The 18,512-nt window shown below is 36.4% G+C and carries 20 protein-coding genes and 2 pseudogenes; 8 read left to right on the top strand and 14 right to left on the bottom strand.

Annotation, left to right across the window (positions count from 1 at the left end; genetic code table 11):
• Positions 1-945, top strand: a 945-nt coding sequence (locus tag GZ63_RS0111445; protein ID WP_318842380.1) for a siderophore ABC transporter substrate-binding protein, incomplete at its 5' end; no start/stop codon positions are given.
• Between the two features lie 230 nt (positions 946-1,175).
• The gene (locus tag GZ63_RS0111440) at positions 1,176-1,889 is read left to right on the top strand and encodes a SurA N-terminal domain-containing protein (RefSeq protein ID WP_029269645.1); all 714 of its coding nucleotides are present in this window, start codon (positions 1,176-1,178) and stop codon (positions 1,887-1,889) included.
• Between the two features lie 316 nt (positions 1,890-2,205).
• Here GZ63_RS0111440 and hisC read toward each other — a convergent pair whose 3' ends face one another.
• Genes hisC through hisZ form a run of 8 tightly spaced genes read right to left on the bottom strand, consistent with a single transcriptional unit; the run spans position 2,206 to position 9,143 of the window.
• Positions 2,206-3,270, bottom strand: a complete 1,065-nt coding sequence (gene hisC / locus GZ63_RS0111435; protein WP_029269643.1) for a histidinol-phosphate transaminase — start codon at positions 3,268-3,270, stop codon at positions 2,206-2,208.
• A complete protein-coding gene (gene hisIE / locus GZ63_RS0111430) occupies positions 3,263-3,904 on the bottom strand; it encodes a bifunctional phosphoribosyl-AMP cyclohydrolase/phosphoribosyl-ATP diphosphatase HisIE (protein ID WP_390337468.1) in 642 nt (213 codons plus the stop codon). The genes hisC and hisIE overlap by 8 nt, the downstream gene beginning before the upstream one ends.
• Positions 3,904-4,665 carry an imidazole glycerol phosphate synthase subunit HisF gene (gene hisF / locus GZ63_RS0111425; RefSeq protein ID WP_029269639.1) on the bottom strand — a complete coding sequence of 254 codons (762 nt, stop codon included), beginning with the start codon at positions 4,663-4,665 and terminating at the stop codon, positions 3,904-3,906. Before hisF ends, hisIE begins: the two co-directional genes overlap by 1 nt.
• Positions 4,662-5,375, bottom strand: coding sequence for a 1-(5-phosphoribosyl)-5-[(5-phosphoribosylamino)methylideneamino]imidazole-4-carboxamide isomerase (gene hisA, locus GZ63_RS0111420; RefSeq protein ID WP_029269637.1), 714 nt, complete (start codon positions 5,373-5,375; stop codon positions 4,662-4,664). The genes hisF and hisA overlap by 4 nt, the downstream gene beginning before the upstream one ends.
• A gap of 31 nt (positions 5,376-5,406) precedes the next feature.
• Entirely contained in the window at positions 5,407-5,991 is a 585-nt protein-coding gene (hisB, locus tag GZ63_RS0111415) for an imidazoleglycerol-phosphate dehydratase HisB (protein ID WP_029269635.1), read from the bottom strand.
• Complete coding sequence (hisD, locus tag GZ63_RS0111410) at positions 5,978-7,267, bottom strand: histidinol dehydrogenase (protein ID WP_029269633.1); 1,290 nt, start codon at positions 7,265-7,267, stop codon at positions 5,978-5,980. Before hisD ends, hisB begins: the two co-directional genes overlap by 14 nt.
• A gap of 6 nt (positions 7,268-7,273) precedes the next feature.
• Positions 7,274-7,900 (bottom strand): ATP phosphoribosyltransferase, encoded by a 627-nt coding sequence (hisG, locus tag GZ63_RS0111405; protein WP_029269631.1) that lies wholly within the window; start codon positions 7,898-7,900, stop codon positions 7,274-7,276.
• A 1-nt stretch (position 7,901) separates the two neighbouring features.
• Complete coding sequence (gene hisZ, locus GZ63_RS0111400) at positions 7,902-9,143, bottom strand: ATP phosphoribosyltransferase regulatory subunit (RefSeq protein WP_029269630.1); 1,242 nt, start codon at positions 9,141-9,143, stop codon at positions 7,902-7,904.
• A gap of 112 nt (positions 9,144-9,255) precedes the next feature.
• On the opposite strand from hisZ, the gene GZ63_RS0111395 reads away from it, so the two are divergent.
• On the top strand, positions 9,256-10,047 hold the full coding sequence (locus GZ63_RS0111395) for a histidinol-phosphatase HisJ family protein (protein ID WP_029269629.1): 792 nt from the start codon (positions 9,256-9,258) through the stop codon (positions 10,045-10,047).
• A gap of 59 nt (positions 10,048-10,106) precedes the next feature.
• Here the strand turns inward: GZ63_RS0111395 and GZ63_RS17475 are convergent.
• Positions 10,107-10,380, bottom strand: a pseudogene (locus GZ63_RS17475) (hypothetical protein); the annotation flags it as partial.
• A gap of 119 nt (positions 10,381-10,499) precedes the next feature.
• Here GZ63_RS17475 and GZ63_RS0111390 point away from each other — a divergent pair.
• Positions 10,500-11,318: an alpha/beta hydrolase gene (locus GZ63_RS0111390; protein ID WP_029269627.1), complete on the top strand. Its 819-nt coding sequence runs from the start codon at positions 10,500-10,502 to the stop codon at positions 11,316-11,318.
• A 90-nt stretch (positions 11,319-11,408) separates the two neighbouring features.
• On the top strand, positions 11,409-12,332 hold the full coding sequence (murB, locus tag GZ63_RS0111385; protein ID WP_029269625.1) for a UDP-N-acetylmuramate dehydrogenase: 924 nt from the start codon (positions 11,409-11,411) through the stop codon (positions 12,330-12,332).
• 211 nt (positions 12,333-12,543) lie between these two features.
• On the opposite strand, the pseudogene ehuA reads toward murB, so the two are convergent.
• The 4 genes and pseudogenes from ehuA to ehuB form a co-directional block, all read right to left on the bottom strand.
• A pseudogene (gene ehuA, locus GZ63_RS16730) lies at positions 12,544-13,361 on the bottom strand (ectoine/hydroxyectoine ABC transporter ATP-binding protein EhuA).
• A complete protein-coding gene (gene ehuD / locus GZ63_RS0111375) occupies positions 13,361-14,071 on the bottom strand; it encodes an ectoine/hydroxyectoine ABC transporter permease subunit EhuD (protein WP_029269624.1) in 711 nt (236 codons plus the stop codon). The pseudogene ehuA and the gene ehuD overlap by 1 nt, the downstream one beginning before the upstream one ends.
• The gene (locus GZ63_RS0111370) at positions 14,071-14,697 is read right to left on the bottom strand and encodes an amino acid ABC transporter permease (RefSeq protein ID WP_029269622.1); all 627 of its coding nucleotides are present in this window, start codon (positions 14,695-14,697) and stop codon (positions 14,071-14,073) included. Before GZ63_RS0111370 ends, ehuD begins: the two co-directional genes overlap by 1 nt.
• A 176-nt stretch (positions 14,698-14,873) precedes the next feature.
• Positions 14,874-15,755 (bottom strand): ectoine/hydroxyectoine ABC transporter substrate-binding protein EhuB, encoded by an 882-nt coding sequence (ehuB, locus tag GZ63_RS0111365; RefSeq protein WP_029269620.1) that lies wholly within the window; start codon positions 15,753-15,755, stop codon positions 14,874-14,876.
• Between the two features lie 419 nt (positions 15,756-16,174).
• On the opposite strand from ehuB, the gene GZ63_RS0111360 reads away from it, so the two are divergent.
• Genes GZ63_RS0111360 through ytzI form a run of 3 tightly spaced genes read left to right on the top strand, consistent with a single transcriptional unit; the run spans position 16,175 to position 17,757 of the window.
• Entirely contained in the window at positions 16,175-17,089 is a 915-nt protein-coding gene (locus GZ63_RS0111360; RefSeq protein WP_029269618.1) for a ketopantoate reductase family protein, read from the top strand.
• 12 nt (positions 17,090-17,101) lie between these two features.
• Complete coding sequence (locus GZ63_RS0111355; RefSeq protein WP_029269616.1) at positions 17,102-17,530, top strand: GNAT family N-acetyltransferase; 429 nt, start codon at positions 17,102-17,104, stop codon at positions 17,528-17,530.
• Positions 17,531-17,589: 59 nt separating this feature from the next.
• On the top strand, positions 17,590-17,757 hold the full coding sequence (gene ytzI / locus GZ63_RS17470) for a YtzI protein (RefSeq protein ID WP_084179239.1): 168 nt from the start codon (positions 17,590-17,592) through the stop codon (positions 17,755-17,757).
• Between the two features lie 187 nt (positions 17,758-17,944).
• On the opposite strand, the gene GZ63_RS0111345 is transcribed toward ytzI, so the two are convergent.
• The gene (locus GZ63_RS0111345) at positions 17,945-18,502 is read right to left on the bottom strand and encodes a M15 family metallopeptidase (RefSeq protein WP_029269614.1); all 558 of its coding nucleotides are present in this window, start codon (positions 18,500-18,502) and stop codon (positions 17,945-17,947) included.
• Positions 18,503-18,512: the final 10 nt, after the last annotated feature.

The following is an 18,512-nucleotide window of genomic DNA, read 5'->3' as shown; positions in this document are numbered from 1 at the left end:
AAAAAATTCACATTATTATTAGCTTTGAGTGCTATCATGATACTTATTTCTGCTTGCGGAGCTTCAGGGGAAAAGAATGAAGATAAAGGTAAAGATGACTCCGATAAAGAAACTATTACTGTCAAACATGAACTTGGTGAAACGGAAGTACCAAAAAATCCGGAAAATGTAGTAGTCTTTGATTTTGGTACGTTAGATACATTGGATCAACTTGGTATTGATGTAACAGGAGTTCCACAAGCGACGATTCCAACATACTTAGAAAAATATGGAAGTGAAGATTATGAAAATGTTGGGAGCTTGAAGGAACCGGACTTTGAAAAAATTGCTGAGGTTGACCCAGGGCTAATTATCATTTCCGGAAGACAATCAGATTTATATGATCAATTAAAAGACATTGCACCAACCATTTATCTTGGGGTAGATACTACACGATATATGGACTCATTTAAGGAAAATTTAGCAACAATAGGAGAAATTTTTAATAAAGAAGAAGAGGTTGAGAAGGAATTAGCAGCTATTGAGGATTCGATCGCCGATTTGAAACAAAAGGCTGAATCAAGTGATCAAAAGGCACTTATTATTTTAGCGAATGATGATAAAATTAGCGCATACGGGCCAAACTCCAGATTTGGACTTATTCATGATGTATTCGGTGTTCCAGCTGTAGATGAAAATATTGAAGCTTCTACACATGGTATGAATGTTTCATTTGAGTATGTAACAGAGCAAGATCCTGATTTACTATATGTAATAGACCGAGGAGCTGTTATTGGAGGCGAATCTTCAGCTAAGCAGGTCGTTGAAAATGAGTTGATGAAAAAAACAAAGGTATATAAAAATGATAATATTGTTTATTTAGATCCGAACTACTGGTATCTATCTGGTGGTGGACTTGAGTCCGTGTCAGAAATGATTAAAGAAGTGGATGAAGGTTTAAAATAACTAATGAACGATGAAGGGCAATCCGTATAATGACGGGTTGCCCTTTTATGATAAGACTGTGGCAAAAGTAAGGAACATTTAGAGCTATTTGTTATTCAAATGTTAAGTATCGCAGAAAATGCGGTCAGAATAGGCTTTAGGCTATTTTAGCTCTTTTTAGTTATTTGCTATTGCTATAGGAAATGTGTTTGAATTAAGAGGACAAAGTTAAGAAATGAGGGTAAATGGATATGAAAAAAATAATGATGTTAGCTTTAGCACTCAGTATTGCAGTCATTTTAGCTGCATGTGGTGATGATAAAGAAGACGATAAAACAAAAGATGAGAAAACTGCTGGACAAGCACCGATGCAAGAATTGGATATAAGTGACGAGGAAAAGGTGAAGGATGACAAAGTTGTCCTTCATATAAATGGTGAAAAAGTTAAAGGTGATCAATATAATGCAATTTATCCGCAAATCAAAATGCAAGCGACTGGAATGGGCCAAAAGAAAGTGGATAAAAAAGAATTAAAAAAACAAACATTAGAGGCACTGGTAGGCCAAGAATTGCTTAAACAGGAAGTGGATAACAAGGGAATAGAAGTACCTAAAAAGGAAGTCGATAAACAGATTGAAGAATTAAAGTCACAAGATGAGGAACAGTATAAAGCCTTTTTAAAACAATTTCACTTAGATGAAGAGACATTGAAGGATCAATTGGCTTTTGAACTACAATTAAATGAATATGCAGAAAAAGAGTTTAAGGATATTGAACCAACTGACGAAGAAATAAAAGACCAATATAAACAGTTCAAAGCACAGGGACAAGGCGAAGACGTACCAAAATTTGAAGAAGTAAAAGATCAACTAAAAGCACAAATTACCCAAGAGAATAAGGGGAAGGCAATTCAAAAGAAAACAGAAGAATTAAAAGAGAAAGCAGATATTAAAGAGAAAATATAAAGCGGAAAGGCAACCCCTTGATTGCAAAAAAGTTCTCTTGAAGGATGTAAATAAGAAAAGACATTGACCACGTAAGATTTAGCATTTTAATCAGGATAAAAAATAGCAGGGTATATGGAAGTGACCCCAAAAGTTAGATTTCACTCTAACTTTTGGGATACAGTACAAATCCCCTGCTATTTTTTTATGATTTCAAAGGTATGAGCAGCCAAATCCAGTTGGACCACAAGAAAATAGTTTTTTATTCCACTATCGTAGTCCATCCATAAAACAACTGTGCAGACTTGGGATCTAAAATAGAAGCGCTTCTCTTTAATCACCCTTCATCTAGAATAAAAGCTAATTTTGTGAAAAGTAATTTCATTTCTTCATCGGTACCAATTGTAATCCGTAAATAATTAGCGATCGGATCTTTGTCAAAATGACGGACCACAACACCTTCTTGTTTAAGCCTTTCGTATAAATCTTTTGCCTGATGATCATTATGACGGACAAAAAGAAAATTCGCCTGAGAGGGAATGACGTGAAAATGATAATCTTTTAATTCCTTTGCAACCCATTCTCTTGTTTGAATAATTCGCTCGGTTGTTTGTTTGAAATAAGTGTGATCCAGCATTGCAGCTTCTGCACCTACGATTGCTAATCGGTCAATCGGATAGGAGTTAAAAGAGTCTTTTATTCGGGTTAGTGCTTGAATCAATGCTGCATTACCTAGTGCAAAGCCAACCCGCAGTCCAGCCAGAGAGCGAGACTTTGACAGCGTTTGAACAACAAGTAAATTATCGTATGAATTGATCAGGGAAATAGCAGAACCAGAAGCAAAATCAATATATGCTTCGTCAACAACAACGACACATCCAGGGTTATTTTGCACAATTTCCTCAACAGCTCTAATGGACAAATAAACACCAGTTGGAGCATTTGGGTTCGGGAATATCACTCCACCTTCTGATTGGAAAAATTCCTCTTTAGGTAAAGTGAAATCACTATTTAATGGGATTTTTTCAAACGGTATATTAAATAATTTAGAGTAAACAGGATAAAAGCTATATGTGATCTCTGGAAAGAGAATCTTTTTCCCTGGCTCAAAAAATGCCATAAAGGAAAAGGCTAATACTTCATCAGATCCATTTCCCACAAATATATTTTCCTTCTTTACGTCATGTTGCGCCGCAATTGCTTGGCGTAAATGATCAACAGATGGTGATGGATATAATTGTAATTTATGCTCCATTTCTTTTTGAATTGATTTTAGAACATCGGGAGAAGGTGGATAAGGATTTTCATTCGTATTTAATTTTATTATATTTTCCTCATTTAGTTGTTCCCCCGGTATATATGGTTCTGTTCGCTTAACCATGGAACTCCAAAATTTACTCATTTCTATTCCCTTCTTTTTGGATATGCCTTTTATTGAGCTCATCTTTAATGTCCTGGATGGTTACGCCTGAGAGTTCCATCAAAACTAAAGTGTGATAGGTGAGGTCAGAAATTTCCCATGTTACTTCTTGTTTATCTTGATTTTTAGCCCCGATGATTACTTCACTTGACTCTTCGCCAATTTTCTTAAGTATTTTATCAAGCCCTTCCTTGAAAAGATAAGTTGTATAGGAACCGTCTATTGGGTTTTGGCGGCGTTTTTTAATATTTGATACTAACTGGTGAATAACTTCTCTATTTTGAGTCTCCTCTTGATATAGGTTTTGGTGAAAACAGGAGGATTCACCGGTATGACAAGCAGGTCCTAAAGGTTCCACTTGAATTAATAAAGCATCCTGGTCACAGTCATAAGAAATATCTTTTAGCTTTTGTTTATTTCCTGAGGTTGCTCCTTTATTCCAAAGCTCCTGTCTTGAGCGACTAAAAAACCAGGTTTCTTTTGTTTCCACTGTTTTATCCAGAGCTTCATTATTCATATAGGCAAGCATGAGCACTTTTCCAGTTGTGTTATCTTGAACAATTGCCGGAATCAGTCCATTTTCATTAAAAGTTAAATTTGGAAGGTCTACCTTCATCATGTATTCCTCCTCAAGGGAATGTTTTGGTTTATTAAGTAATCTTTTAAATCTGATATTTTTATTTCACCATAATGGAAGACCGAGGCAGCAAGTGCTGCATCTGCTTTTCCTTTTTGGAGGATTGTTGTAAAGTGGATTTCTTCGCCCGCACCACCACTTGCTACGACAGGAATGTTCACTGTCTCAACAATTTTTTGTGTTAATGCGAGATTATAACCTCTTTTTTCTCCATCTCCATCAATCGAATTTACTACAATTTCGCCGGCACCCAATTTTTCACCTGTCATAGCCCATTCAACTGCGTCTATTTTTGTATCTTTTTTACCGCCACTGCTGAACACGTTCCATGTTTCCGCTCCAACTTGTTTAGCATCCATCGCAAAAACAATTTTGGATGTTCCAAATCGTTTTGAAGCTTCCTCAATGATGGAGGGGTTAGTAATAGCAGCGCTATTAATAGACACTTTATCTGCTCCAGCCTGGAGTACAAGCTGAATGTCTTTCAGGGTACGAATACCGCCGCCGACAGTAAAAGGGATGGATGTTACTGCAGCTATTTTTTCAACTAGGTCAATAAAAATGTTTCTATTTTCCGTTGATGCAGTAATATCATAAAAGACGAGTTCATCGGCACCTTCTTCGTTATATTTTTGCGCTAATGCAATTGGGTCTGCAACATCTTGAATATTTTGGAATTTTTTTCCTTTTACTACTCTGCCTTTATCAACATCTAAGCAAGGGATAATTCGCTTCTTCATGCGTTTTCACCCACTAATGACTCAAAAGAGAGTCTGCCATCATATAGTGCTTTTCCTATAATCGCTCCATATAGTTTTGAAGCTTGAAGTTTTTCAACGTCCTGTTTGCTTGAGACCCCACCAGAAGCAATGACATTAATGGATGTGGCTTCATTAATCGTTTGTAATTCTTTGAAATTAGGGCCCTTTAACATGCCATCTTTTAGAATATCAGTGTATACAATTGTTTTTACTCCAATTTGTCTTAATTTCTTTATTAAATCCAATGCTTTAACGGTACTTGTATCCGTCCATCCATCTGTTGCAACATAACCATTTCTTGCATCAACAGAGACAGCAATTGTTTCACCAAAACGGGTTACGGCTTGTTTTAAAAAGTTCAGATCATTAATAGCTGCAGTTCCAATAATAACCCGGTTGACCCCCGCATCTATATAATCTTCAATATTGTTCATTGTGCGAATACCACCTCCAACTTGGATGGGAATGGAGGCTTGCTGTGCGATTAATTTTATAACGGGTCTATTGATTGAGTTCCCCGTTCTAGCCCCATCCAAATCAACGATATGCAAAGCCTTGGCACCTTTATTAATCCATCTTTTAGCAATTTCGGTCGGGGAATCACTATAAATTTTTTCTCTATTATAATCACCTTGAACAAGGCGGACACATTTCCCATTTCTTATATCAATTGCAGGTAAAAGAATCATCATTTTAACTCCTTCGCATGTAGTAGTTGTTTTACAATGTTCCCTTGGTTGACGGAACTCCTTGAATACGTAAATTTTTTTGAGTTGCTTCATCTAAAGCACGGCCAAATCCCTTGAAAATCGATTCGATGATGTGGTGTGTGTTTTTTCCATATGCTAGATTTATGTGAAGCGTGATTTGTGCGTGATTTACAAAACCATGAAAAAATTCCTCTACCAGTTCCGTATCAAAATCACCAACTTTATCTTTTAGGCCGTCAACATGATAGACAAGATGTGATCTTCCGCTTATATCAATCGAAATAGTAGATAGTGCTTCATCCATAGGTGACGTCACAGTGGCATAACGGTTAATCCCTGCTTTATTACCTATGCATTTTTTAAAAGCTTGACCAAAGACAATTCCTATATCTTCGACAGTATGATGCTGATCGACATCCAGGTCGCCTGAGCATTGTAGTGTCATGTCAAATAGACCGTGTTTTGACATTAAAACTAACATATGATCAAAGAAGCCAACCTCTGTTTGAATGTCTGTTTTACCGGTACCGTCAATGGCAAAATTTAAATGAATGGATGTTTCCGCTGTCTTCCTGTTTAATTCAAATTGGCGCATTTTCATCATCCTTTCTAATACGTATAGCATTGGCATGCGCTGATAGTCCTTCTGTATTTGCTAAAGTTATAATTTGATTGGAAGCTGCTTGTAATGCATCTTTTGAATAATGAATGATACTTGACTTTTTCATAAAATCATAAACGCCTAATGGAGAGGAAAATGCGGCTGTTCCACTTGTTGGCAACGTATGGTTTGGTCCAGCGAAATAATCTCCCAAAGGTTCAGGGGAATAGTTTCCCAGAAAAATAGCACCTGCGTTTCGAATATAGGAGATATTCTCAGTAGGATTTTTTATCATTAGCTGTAAATGTTCTGGAGCAATCTCATTAACTAATTCAAATGCCTCATGTAACGTATCGGCAATAATAATACGTCCATTTTGTTTAAGTGATGTCTGGATAATGGTCTGTCGTTCTAAATGCTCAGCCTGTTTACTTATCTCACGTTGTATGGCTTTAGCCATTTGTTGATGTGTTGTGATACATATAGAAGTAGCTCGCTCATCATGTTCGGCTTGGGACAGAAGGTCAGCAGCTACATAGTCTGCCTTAGCTGTTTCATCTGCAACAACGCAAATTTCACTTGGACCAGCTATCATATCAATCGCTACATCACCATAAACCCACTTTTTTGCACTTGCAACATAGGCGTTTCCCGGACCAACAATTTTATCAACTTTTTCGATTGATTCTGTTCCGTATGCGAGCGCTGCTATAGCTTGAGCTCCTCCAACTTTAAAAATGCGGTCTGCGCCGGCAATTCGACTAGCTGCAAGAACATGCGGGTTGACTTTACCATCAGGCTGAGGAGGAGTGACAATGTTAATAGATTCAACTCCAGCTATTTTTGCAGGGATAACATTCATTAAAACAGTAGATGGATAAGCGGCTTTACCACCTGGGATGTATACACCTACTTTTTCGATTGCGGTGACCTTTTGGCCGAGAAGAATACCATCTTCTTTATTCATAAACCAAGATTGTTCCTTTTGAACTTCGTGAAATTGTGTAATGTTTTCTTTTGCTCGCTGAATGGCAGTTAGAAATAAAGAATCGACAAGTTTTTCAGCTTCATCAATTTCTTCTTTAGAGACAAGGAAATGATCCAGATTTACACAATCAAATTTTGCCGAGTAAGCAGTTAAAGCAGCATCTCCGTTTTTATTAACGTTAGCTATAATTTCTAACACTGCTTGATCTATCTTTGTATCATTTTGAATGGAAGCGACACGCAGTATTTCATTTTTGTATTGTTTGGCTGTTACGATTTGCATTTATGATCACTCCAAAACAGATTCTAATTTTTTAATGATTTGTTGGATTTCTTTTGTTTTTGTAGCAAAGCTAGCCTTGTTTACAATTAGTCTAGTACTGATTGGTTCCATGTCCTCAATTATAGTTAGTCCGTTCTCATTTATGGTATTTCCAGTTTCCACAATATCGACGATAACATCAGCCATCCCAATAAGAGGGGCTAATTCAACAGAACCGTTTAGTTTAATGGTGTCAACGGTTATTCCTTTTTGTTCGAAGTAGTGCTCTGCAACATTTGGGTACTTGGATGCAACCGTTAAAACAGTTGTATGATCAATTTTTTGATCGGGTAAGCCTGCTACTGCAAATTTACATTTACCTAGCTTTAAATCAAGCAATTCATAAAGATCAACCTGCGCTTCCATTATGTTATCCTTACCAGCTATACCGATATCAGCTGCTCCTTTGTCGACATAAGTAGGAACATCGACCGCTTTGACGAATATTAGTTTGATTTGTTTTTTTGTATCGTAGAAAACCAATTTTCTGCTTTTTTCATGAAAATCAGCGAAATGAAATCCTGCTCTTTTTAATATAGCTATTGCACCCTTAGCAGTACGGCCTTTTGCTAATGCTAACGTGATACATTCCACTTTATATTCTCTCCTTTACTTCCTGGAGTATTTGGTTTAATTTCTCTATATCGGTAAATGACCAGGATTTATTTTGCTGATATAATGTACTGTTATTTCTTGTAAGATAAAGTGTACATTGTGCACTTTCATGCTTATTTGCTTCTGGGATTGGGAAAGTTAGAACACGGTAATTTTGTTCACGTAATTCATTCGCTATTGTCAGTCCATACTCCTGCTCATCCGTTTCATAATAAATGTCGACATCAATTGGCGGCTGATAGGATTTAGTATGATTTTTTGTACTGTCTAGTAAGGCTTCAATATCACAAGCGAATCCGATTGCCGGGATGGAAGCATTAAATTGAGTCGCCAGTTTGTCATATCTGCCTCCCATTAAAATTGGTTTACCTACATTTTCGGTAAAACCTTGAAAGATAATATCCGAATAATAATCCATGTGATTGATCAGTCCTAAGTCGATGACAATATGCTGCTTGCACCCATACGCTTGAATCACTGTACAAACTTCTTCAAGATTTTGCAGCTTATTTACCATACTATCGTTATACGCAATTTCCTTCGCGCGTTTGATGACATCATCAGCCTCTCCGTATAGCAGAGGAATATTTTCAATAGCATAACGAAGTTTCGGATCAATAGACAGGTCGGCTAAAAAAAGCTTAATACCATTAGTATTTTTCGCTTGAATTAATTGTTTAAATTGTTTCAGATCTTGATCAGACAAGGCTAATTCTGAAATTAGTTCCTTTGTGAATCCTGCATGGCCAATCTCTAAAGTAAAGTTCGTTAAATGCAAATCTTTCAGAAGGTGTACAGCAAGGGAAAGTACTTCCGCATCAGCCTCAGGGCTATTGTTTCCAAAGTACTCTATCCCTGCCTGTGTTCGTTCCTTATTGTTTGACTCATCTGGCGTTTGTCTAAAAACATCTGTAACGTAGAAATATCGTATTTCTTTTGATAAATGTTTATATTTCGATGCTATTTGTTGTGTAATTGGGATAGTCACGTCAGGTCGCATAACTAATACTTTGCCGGAATTATCAATAACTTTAATCATTTCGTCTAGCTTGATCGTTCCATTTACAGTAGTATATAAATCATACGGTTCAAAAGTAGGCGTTTGAATTTGCTTATACCCATAAGTAGTAAAGCGACTTCTCAGCAAGGTGATTAGCCGTTCACGTATTTGATAAAAGGCAATGTCCGTATCATTTGTTTTGTCAAAAATATAGGTTTGCATAAAATACTCCCTTCCAAGAACTTTATCGCTTTATCACTTTATCTAATTAAAGTTATATAGTATTCTAGTATGTAGATTTTTAAATGTCAATACTAAAGGAGGAATTTTCTAAATGTTTGATTACCATCTTCATAGTGATTTTTCAGCTGACTGTAAAACGCCCATGGAAGAAACGGTTCAGCGAGCGATTGAACTAGGCTTGAGTGAAATTTGTTTTACGGAGCACATTGACTATGAGTACCCTGACCCGACAATAGATTTTGATCTTGATTTACCTGCGTACGATAAAAAAATACAGGAGCTTAGACAATTGTATGAAAATAGAATAAGTATTAAGAAGGGGGTAGAGCTAGGTCTGCAGCCACATCAAATTCAAGACTATACGAATTTGATGGAACGGGAGCGATTTGATTTTGTTATTTGCTCGATGCATACTGCTGATAAAAAGGATCTGCATTCAGGAAGTTTCTTTGCAGATAAAACAATCGATGAAGCTTATACACAGTATTATGAAGAACTGCTCTATTGTGTGACCCATTTTAAACATTTCAATATTATGGGACATATTGACTTAGTAAAAAGATATACGGAGAAAGCTGATCATGATTTTCATGATGCTATCAGTGAAATTTTTAAAGTAATTATTCCAAGTGGCAAAGGAATCGAATTGAATACATCTGGTGTCCGTTATGGCTTACATAGTGGTATGCCAAGTCCCGATATTTTGAAACTATATCAAGATTGTGGAGGAGAAATCATTACGTTAGGTTCTGATTCACATGTAGCTTCTACGGTGGCATATCAATTTAAGGAGTCAATTGAACTATTAAAATCATTAGGATTTAAATATATAGCAACATTTGATAATCAGGAACCAATATTCCATTCTTTAAATAGTCTATAATGAACACGAAAGAAGCTGGAACATAACTAGCCAAAATATCTTAAAAAAGGTTCCAACCATCAAAAATTGATGGTTGGAACCTTTTGAGTTTGAGTTATTTTCATCATCATGGTTGGATTTGTGTTCATGGCGGTATACTTTCTTAAGCTTCCTGCCATGAACGCAAATCCTAATTCATTTTCTACCTTTTTCTTTACCTCACACTGAAAAACGTATGAAACACAAATTAGCCTTCATAAATCCAAAGACTGGCGGCTCCACATCTATTTTACGTTTTCCGTAGATCTCCCCAGTTTTCTCTTCTGAAAGCTTCTGTCTTATATATTGATTTTTGATAATAAATCCTTCAATAAATAAGACATTTACAGGGTTAAAATGCTATAATTAAATAGTCAATAGGAATTGCTTAGCGAAAGCTTCTTTGACTGAATAACATAAGTGGGGTAACCGTTTTGAAAAGGAAACATATTATTAGTGTTGCGTCTTTTTTTATTTTTTTAATCGGTCTAATCGTTGTTATATATATACCTAAATCGGCTAGTTCCGATCATTTGATTCAACCGACTATTTTTTTACATGGTTATAAAGGAACAGAAAATTCGTTTGGGCATATGCTACAACGATTCGAAAAAAATTACAAATGGGGAAATAAAGCATTGATATACCGCGTTTCACCTCAAGGGAAAATCCATGCTTATGACCTTAATAAGAGCCAGAGGGAGCCAGTATTTATACAGGTGATTTTCGAAAATAATCGGGCTGGCCTTGAAACGAATACAAGATGGCTAGCGAATGTATTAGAGCATATGAAAGGAATTTATCATATAAATTCAATCAACTTAGTTGGGCACTCCATGGGCGGCATTGTCTCGCTTAAATATATACAAGAATATCAAGATTCAAGCGTATATCCTACAGTGGGGAAACTAATTACATTAGGAAGTCCATTCGACGGCATCTATAATGAAAATTATTTTCAAATTAATCATGATGAAGCGGCAACTGACTTAAAGCCTAATTCAACTGCTCTTAAACAGCTGCGGAAGAAGCAAGGGAATTTTCCTCGGAATATTTCTGTACTAAGTATCAGCAGTACGGGAGATATGGTGGCCACGCCAGAAAGCGTGTCCTCGATACAGGATATTATACCGGCAGACCAATTGGAGGAAATTTTGATTGAAAGAGAAGGTTTAGGTCATAGCGCATTACATGAGGATGGAGAAGTCGATCAATATATTCATTCTTTTCTATGGAAAAATAATATGGAATAACTTACAATGTAACAAGGAAAAAAAGAGGTGCGTCAGGTCACTTTTTTGAACATCCTTTTAGAATAGAAAATATTAAAGGGAATGATTTAAGTGGTAAATGATCATCATACGTATGAAAAACTAATAGAAATTACTTCGAAGCAAAATGTGATGGTTAATGAACCTTTGAAAAATCATACGTACACACATTTAGGCGGGAAGGCCGATTTTTTTGTGACACCAGAGACATATGTACAGGTGCAGCAAATTGTAAAACTTGCAAATAAAATGAATATCGCATTCACCTTATTGGGAAATGGGTCCAATTTAATTGTGAAAGACGGTGGAATCCGGGGCATTATCATGAACTTAAAAAAATTAAATACGATTAAAGCGGATGACACAGTAATGATTGCTCAAAGTGGCGCTCGTATCATTGACGCTTCAAGAGAAGCACTAGCCAAAAAATTAACTGGGCTAGAGTTTGCTTGTGGAATTCCAGGTTCTGTTGGTGGTGCTTTATATATGAATGCTGGGGCGTATGGCGGAGAAATAAAGGATGTATTAACAAGTACGGTTGTTGTTGATAGGAATGGTGATCTCCTTACGTTATCTGCCAATGAATTGGATTTAAAATACCGCTCAAGTAATATTCCAGACAATGGGTACATCGTGCTTGAAGCAACGTTTTCATTAAAAGATGGAAATTACGATGAAATAAAAGCGGTTATGGATGATCTCACATTTAAACGGGAATCAAAACAGCCACTTGAGTATCCATCTTGTGGGAGTGTGTTTAAGCGTCCTCCTGGATATTTTGCAGGGAAATTAATTCAAGATAGTAATTTACAAGGAAAACAAATTGGCGGAGCGCAGGTATCAACAAAACATGCTGGTTTCATCGTCAATAAAGATGATGCATCCGCAGAAGAATATATCGGTTTAATTCATTTTGTACAAAAAACTGTAAAGGAAAAATTTGATGTTCAGTTAGAACGGGAAGTGAGAATTATTGGTGATGATCCGGAAAAATAAAGGAAATGAAAGCATTGCGGGGCAAAGAAAGCAAGAGTATTCGCAGTGCTTTTTTAGCTGATGAATCTCGAACTTTTGGATTTTCCTCAAGTTACATGGAATACATATGATTTAAAATCGAATGTACAAATAAAACGGATAAGTATAAGGGATGAGTGGATTTTCATGGAATTAAAAAGGTTTGGGGACTTTATTATGTCCCCAAACCTTTTTAGGCTCTAAATCTTTTTAAAAAGCTTTGAAGGCGTTCGTTTTCTGAATGCTCTAATACCTCGCTAGGGTTGCCTTGTTCAGCAATGACCCCGCCATCTAGGAAAACCACACGGTCGGCAATTTCTAGAGCGAATTCCATTTCATGCGTAACTAGTATCATAGCCATTTCACCTTCATGTGCAATATCTCGAATCACTTCAAGTACTTCCCCGACAAGCTCTGGATCCAATGCTGATGTCACTTCATCAAATAACATTACTTTGGGGCGCATTACGAGGCTCGTGCCATTGCAACCCGTTGTTTTTGTCCACCGGAGAGCTGGCTTGGGTAAGCTTCTAACTTATCACCTAATCCAACTTTTTCAAGCATTTCAATTGAACGTTGTTTCGCTGATGCTTTGTTTTCCTTTTGTACATGTATCGGAGCGGTCATACAGTTTTCTAAAATAGTCATATGAGGAAAAAGATTAAAATGTTGAAATACCATTCCAATATCACCGCGAACTTCCCGTAAATGCCTCTCATTTGCGGGGATAAGCTTTCCATTCTTTTCTACATGCCATAAATAGTTACCATCGACAATAATATGGCCTGAAGTTGGCCGCTCTAGTGTCATTAACATACGAATAATGGTGGTTTTTCCCGACCCACTTGGACCAATGAGGGCAACTTTCTCCGCAGGTTTAATTTCTAAGTCTATCCCTTTTAAAACTTCGACCTCTCCAAATGATTTATGCACGTTTTTATAAGTTACGATCGGTTCCGCTTCTTCAAATGAGTTATGTGCATCTTTATGTGTTTTTGTTGATTCTATCATTACATCACTGCTCCTTCCCTACTATGCGTTGTTTTAATAGCTTCTTTTTTATCGAATCGCCGGTTCATTTTTTTCTCCAGTTTATTAATAAGGATAGCTGAAGGATAGCTTAAAATTAGGAATAAAATTGCTACAATCGTTAATGGTTCCAAATAGTTCCATGACTTTGCACCATAATCCTGTGCCAATTGCATGATACCTATTACCCCAATTGTCGAAGCTAGTGGAACCTCCTTAAATAAGATAATTAAGTAATTTCCAATCATTGGGATCGTCGGTGGTATTGCTTGTGGCAAAATGACTTTTGTCCATTTTTGGCGAGTAGAAAAGTTGAGAGCAGTTGAAGCTTCCCATTGCCCTTTTTCTACACCCTCAATACCAGAACGATATACTTCCCCAATATAGGTACTAAAATGAATGCCTAGACCTAAGGTTGCGCTTGTGAAAGGATCAAGTGTCATTCCAATATGTGGTACCATCGGATAAGCATAGTAGATAAAAAATAGTTGAACGAGCGGTGGGGTGGATCGAATAAATTCCATTATCCATGTAAAAATCCAGGCAATTGGTTTTATGGGAATGCGTTGCGTAAAGGTCCAAAAAAAGCCAAATATTAAAGCAAATAGAAAAGAGGCAATTGTTAAACCAAGTGTAATTCCTATACCTGATATTACAATTGGAAAAGCATCAAGAAATACGTCCCACTTCATTAACTAGCCACCCCTTTCTTCGAAGCATTTTCCATTTTCCGTGTAAACCAAATTAATGGAAGAGCAAGAATAAAATAGAATATGAGTACCGCTATATAAGCAGTCGGTGCTAAAGATAGGTGATTATCTCTAAAATTATCACCGTAATATAAGACATCCGTTAATCCAATTAATGAAACAAGGGAAGTTGCCTTTAGCATTTGAATCAGATAGTTTCCGAATTCAGGAAGCATCATCCGTACTGCTTGAGGCAAAATAACAAGGCGCATTCGCTGAAATCGCGACATGTTTAGCGCGGTTGCTGCCTCTGTTTGTCCTTTTGCAACAGATAATATGGACCCACGGACTATTTCAGACATATATGCACCGTAGTTTAACCCGATTGCTAAAGCTCCCGCCCAAAAATCGTTTCCTAAATGAATATCAAATAATATTGGTAAAGCATAATATAACCAAAACAATTGGACAATAAGAGATGTCCCTCTGAAAAATTCTACATAAATTCCAGTAAATCCACGTATAATTGCATTATTTGAAAGCCGGCATAGACCAGCTACAAAGGCCATCAGAAAACCGAAGAATGCAGAGGCAATCAGGATAGTTACTGTTATATTTACCCCTCTCATTAGTTCCTGAAAGATCTCACCTATCGCACTAATTATAATCACTCCTTCTATCGTCATGATTCATTAACAAATTATTGTAGGTTTTTAGAAAGAAAAAAGATCCGACTCCCCTAGGTGAGGGAGTTGGACCCTATGGAGTCATTTCATCTAATATAAACTAAATTAGTGAATAATACTTATTCTTCTCCATTACAAACCATTTCAGCTGTAACACCATCTTCGACAGAGTTAGCCTCTGCACTAAATCCATTATCTTCTAAAATTTGTGCAATTGTACCGTCTTCTTTCAATTCTGCGAGTTTTTCATTAAAAGCTTCCAGAAGCTCTTCGTTTTCTGGGTGAAATGCTACTGCACCATAACTAGGTACACCTTCAATATCTGGTTGCTCAAAATCTTCTACGAACTCTAATTTATCATTATTAGCAGATTCTAAAGCCATTTTGATTGTCATTTCTGTGCCGGTTGTTGCATCTGCACGCCCAGATTCAACTGCTGAAAAAGTTGCAGGGATGTCAGGAGCGCTTTGGATTTGGCTTTCATCCACACCTTCCGATTTTAGAAAATCATTCTCTGTTGCTCCTGACATGACTGATACAGTTACATCAGGGTCATTTGCGATATCTTCATAGCTATGCAAATCTTTTGGATTTCCTTTTTGAACAATTAAACCCTCACCATATTTCATATCAGGTTCTGCAAAGGCAGCGCTTTCACAACGCTCTGGTGTAATCGCCATACCAGATGTGATTGCATCGAATTTCTTTGCTTGTAATCCTGGTACAAGCTGATCATAATCTGCAAGGTGTCCTTCTACTTCGTCAATACCGAGCTCAGCAAATACAGCCTTGGCAGTCTCTACCGACGCTCCAGTTAATTCCCCGTCTTCGTTTTCATAACCGTATGGTTTTTCATTGGCGAAACCAACTTTAATTTTTCCCTTTTCTTGTAGTTCTTCTAAGGTGTTACCACCCCCGTCTCCGCTAGCATCGTCTGAACCACATGCGGTGAAAAGGATAAGAGATAAACCTAGTACTAAAAAAAATAATAATTTCTTCATCTCGAATAAACCCCCTTTAAATTGTGTAATACCAAGTAAAAAGTAAAAATAAAAAATTGTCTCTAGCTCCCAGCATAAAACATATTGTCTTCATTATTTTATCTATGTTTCTAGGGATTAGAATATTATGTTAGAGAGAATTTTTTTACATTTATTATACAATGGTATAGTTATTTAGTTGTAGATTCAAACCTCATATTATTAGATAATTCGAAAAAAACAAGCATATCACTATATATATAGATATAAGCTAGGTTATCCTAAGATATACTCGGTTATAGTTTGTTTCTCTTATACTTTTGCTTATCTTTAAAGACAGTTTTTAAGAAATGATGAAAGCGCAGGATTAAATATAGACAAAAGTTTGGGAGTCAAAGTACGATAGTGATAATAAATCTTAATTCATGGAGAGGATTTTTATGCATATTGTTGTAATTGGGGCGGGAGCCTTAGGCGCCTATTTTGGCGGAAGATTTGAAGAAGCAGGGGCGAAGGTCACATTTTTAGTTCGAAAAAAAAGGGCCGAGCAAATTCAGAATCATGGACTTGACATTAAAAGTACAAAAGGAGATTATGCGATCAAAAACCCAAAAATTGTTACAAACGCATCTGAAATTGATGCTGCAGATCTTGTATTCTTAAGTGTTAAAGGGTACCACCTCAAAGGGGCAATGGATGATGTAAAACAATTAGTGGAAAAGGGAGCTAATGTATTACCTGTTCTAAATGGGATAGAGCATGTTAGTGTGCTTCAAGAACAGCTTGGCAGAGACGCTGTTCTAGGCGGGCTTTGCTTTATTATTGCAACACTAAATAATAAAGGGCATGTAGAACATTCCAGCGCGTTTCATAATCTGGTTTTTGGTCCACTTGAGCCAGCTCAAACAACGATTTGTAATCAGCTAGAAGAACTTAGTAAACAAGCAAATATCAAAATGATTCATAGTAAAGCAATTTCACTTGAATTATGGAAGAAATATATGTATATAACTGCTTTTTCTGGTATAACGACAGCAACTAATTTACCAATTGGCCCCATTTGTGACTATAAAGAAACATTCTATGTTGCTGAAATGATCTTGCAAGAGATGAAACGGCTAGCTAACAAATATGAGGTGGATTTAACTGATGTAGATGTAGAAAAAGCAAAAAAGAATTTCATGAACCTAAATCGTGATGCAACATCCTCCATGCATCAAGACCGCAGAAAGAATTTAACGCTAGAAGTAGATCATCTACATGGTGGAGCACTTCGTTTAGCCAAAGCAAAAGGATTGGAACTGCCATTTACAGAGGCTGTGTATGGATTAATAAAACCTTTTGAAAACGCATAAGGAGAGAGAATAATGTATAAAATTCGAGAAGCCAGACTAGAAGATTTTAGTGAAATTGCACGCATTCATGATAACCCGGTGAATGATCATCTATCTAACAGGCAGGTAAATCTTGATAAAGCGCTATTTGTGCAAATAATCGAGGACGAAATAGGAAAGATTTATCTTGTTGAGAAGTCAGGAAGTGTAGTTGGCTTTGTTTTATTTTATATCAATCTATCGAAAAGAACGCTATATATTGATCGTTTTTCTATTTGTAAAGATTATCAGAAAAAAGGAATTGACGAGCATTTATATCAAAAAGTAAAACAATTTGCTGATCGGAAGAAATTAGAGAAAATGGAAACACAAATTACTACTGCAAATCCTATTGTATTAACTTTTTTCGATGAAAAAGGGTGGAAAAAGATAGAACCATTTAGATACAATAAAAACTTGTAATGCACTACACGAATTGTTATTTTAATAGAGGGTATTATTTAAAATAAGGAGCAAATAAAATGGATGTTGTGACAGTAAATATTGTTGTAGCAATAATAATAACATTAATCGTTTTAGTTTTATCTCTCGTGACAATTTCAAAGGGGTATGGTTATAAACATACAGTGGATCCAAAACCTGATGAAGAAAATAACCACCAAGAACGAAAGGAATATACAGACAGATAAAGGTGAAAAAGTTTTGTAATTAATGACCACCGGACAGGTCGTCGTATATCTATTATTTTATTGATTCAGTAAGACACTGGTTCTATGTGTATATTCTAGAACGCTGCAAAATGGCCGCAAATAACTAGAAAATAGATGGTTAAAAAACCACACTTTTTGTGCGGTTTTTTAATTTTAAACATTTATTTTACTTTAGCGGCCGCTTTCCCTTTTTTAATTCCTCAATACTTAATCCAAAAGACATTTGTAAATGAGGAAAATCTTTGAAATTCGGCCAATCTCCACCCCATTCAAAGCCCAGTTCTTTTGCAATGTCAGCTACTTCTAACCAATCGGACTTTCCATTATTATTTCCATCATAGGAAGTATCCCAGATCACATCACCTTGACTATTTTCGATGGCAAAGTCAATAGCCAACCCATAATTATGATAGGATTCACCTGCCTGAGCGTACGTTATAATATTCCCCTCAGACGACCTTCCTTGTGCATATAATTCTTCTTGCTTCTCCATCGTCCGTACTGTTTCAGTAATCACTACATGAATATTTTGCTTAGCTGCTTTATCAAGTAATTCCTCCATTTTTTCAGAGACAATAGGATGAAGCTGTTCGTACGAGTCATCATCCTTGTTTTCTATGTATTCGTATCTATTCTGATTCATTTGATGGTAAATAGTGAAAACCATCATTACAAATAAAACAACTATCACCCACGCTACAAAGTCTTTCTTCAGATGTTTCATTAATTAAGTA

Origin of the sequence: Virgibacillus alimentarius (assembly GCF_000709085.1) — a bacterium.
Lineage (GTDB): Bacteria > Bacillota > Bacilli > Bacillales > Amphibacillaceae > Virgibacillus_B > Virgibacillus_B alimentarius.
The sequence above is the reverse complement of the archived record's forward strand: the minus strand, read 5'-3'. Positions and strand labels throughout refer to the sequence as shown.